At 24.8% G+C, this 2,108-nt stretch carries 2 protein-coding genes; both read left to right on the top strand.

Annotated features, from left to right (window positions below; genetic code table 11):
* Positions 1 to 89 precede the first annotated feature (89 nt).
* The gene (locus tag BDW25_RS10825) at positions 90 to 494 is read left to right on the top strand and encodes a GNAT family N-acetyltransferase (RefSeq protein ID WP_000134308.1); all 405 of its coding nucleotides are present in this window, start codon (positions 90 to 92) and stop codon (positions 492 to 494) included.
* A complete protein-coding gene (locus BDW25_RS10820) occupies positions 495 to 1,934 on the top strand; it encodes a bifunctional aminoglycoside N-acetyltransferase AAC(6')-Ie/aminoglycoside O-phosphotransferase APH(2'')-Ia (protein WP_001028144.1) in 1,440 nt (479 codons plus the stop codon).
* Positions 1,935 to 2,108: the final 174 nt, after the last annotated feature.

Below are 2,108 nucleotides of genomic sequence, written 5' to 3'. Positions count from 1 at the left end.
GAATGGATTTATTCTTCAAGAAAATACATCAATTTTGATAAGTAGAAATGGTAAAAACATTGTATAGCATTTTACACAGGAGTCTGGACTTGACTGAGTTTATGGAAGAAGTTTTAATTGATGATAATATGGTTTTTGATATTGATAATTTAAAAGGATTTCTTAATGATACCAGTTCATTTGGGTTTATAGCTAAAGAAAATAATAAAATTATAGGATTTGCATATTGCTATACACTTTTAAGACCTGATGGAAAAACAATGTTTTATTTACACTCAATAGGAATGTTACCTAACTATCAAGACAAAGGTTATGGTTCAAAATTATTATCTTTTATTAAGGAATATTCTAAAGAGATTGGTTGTTCTGAAATGTTTTTAATAACTGATAAAGGTAATCCTAGAGCTTGCCATGTATATGAAAAATTAGGTGGTAAAAATGATTATAAAGATGAAATAGTATATGTATATGATTATGAAAAAGGTGATAAATAAATGAATATAGTTGAAAATGAAATATGTATAAGAACTTTAATAGATGATGATTTTCCTTTGATGTTAAAATGGTTAACTGATGAAAGAGTATTAGAATTTTATGGTGGTAGAGATAAAAAATATACATTAGAATCATTAAAAAAACATTATACAGAGCCTTGGGAAGATGAAGTTTTTAGAGTAATTATTGAATATAACAATGTTCCTATTGGATATGGACAAATATATAAAATGTATGATGAGTTATATACTGATTATCATTATCCAAAAACTGATGAGATAGTCTATGGTATGGATCAATTTATAGGAGAGCCAAATTATTGGAGTAAAGGAATTGGTACAAGATATATTAAATTGATTTTTGAATTTTTGAAAAAAGAAAGAAATGCTAATGCAGTTATTTTAGACCCTCATAAAAATAATCCAAGAGCAATAAGGGCATACCAAAAATCTGGTTTTAGAATTATTGAAGATTTGCCAGAACATGAATTACACGAGGGCAAAAAAGAAGATTGTTATTTAATGGAATATAGATATGATGATAATGCCACAAATGTTAAGGCAATGAAATATTTAATTGAGCATTACTTTGATAATTTCAAAGTAGATAGTATTGAAATAATCGGTAGTGGTTATGATAGTGTGGCATATTTAGTTAATAATGAATACATTTTTAAAACAAAATTTAGTACTAATAAGAAAAAAGGTTATGCAAAAGAAAAAGCAATATATAATTTTTTAAATACAAATTTAGAAACTAATGTAAAAATTCCTAATATTGAATATTCGTATATTAGTGATGAATTATCTATACTAGGTTATAAAGAAATTAAAGGAACTTTTTTAACACCAGAAATTTATTCTACTATGTCAGAAGAAGAACAAAATTTGTTAAAACGAGATATTGCCAGTTTTTTAAGACAAATGCACGGTTTAGATTATACAGATATTAGTGAATGTACTATTGATAATAAACAAAATGTATTAGAAGAGTATATATTGTTGCGTGAAACTATTTATAATGATTTAACTGATATAGAAAAAGATTATATAGAAAGTTTTATGGAAAGACTAAATGCAACAACAGTTTTTGAGGGTAAAAAGTGTTTATGCCATAATGATTTTAGTTGTAATCATCTATTGTTAGATGGCAATAATAGATTAACTGGAATAATTGATTTTGGAGATTCTGGAATTATAGATGAATATTGTGATTTTATATACTTACTTGAAGATAGTGAAGAAGAAATAGGAACAAATTTTGGAGAAGATATATTAAGAATGTATGGAAATATAGATATTGAGAAAGCAAAAGAATATCAAGATATAGTTGAAGAATATTATCCTATTGAAACTATTGTTTATGGAATTAAAAATATTAAACAGGAATTTATCGAAAATGGTAGAAAAGAAATTTATAAAAGGACTTATAAAGATTGATTATATAATATATGAAAAGCTATTATAAAAGACATTAGTATTAAATAGTTTAAAAAAATGAAAAATAATAAAGGAAGTGAGTCAAGTCCAGACTCCTGTGTAAAATGCTATACAATGTTTTTACCATTTCTACTTATCAAAATTGATGTATTTTCTTGAAGAATAAATCCATTC

This window comes from Staphylococcus sp. AtDRG32 (assembly GCF_004365845.1).
In the GTDB taxonomy this organism is placed as follows: domain Bacteria; phylum Bacillota; class Bacilli; order Staphylococcales; family Staphylococcaceae; genus Staphylococcus; species Staphylococcus hominis.
Note: the sequence above shows the minus strand (reverse complement) of the source record. Positions and strands in the feature narration are given on the sequence as shown.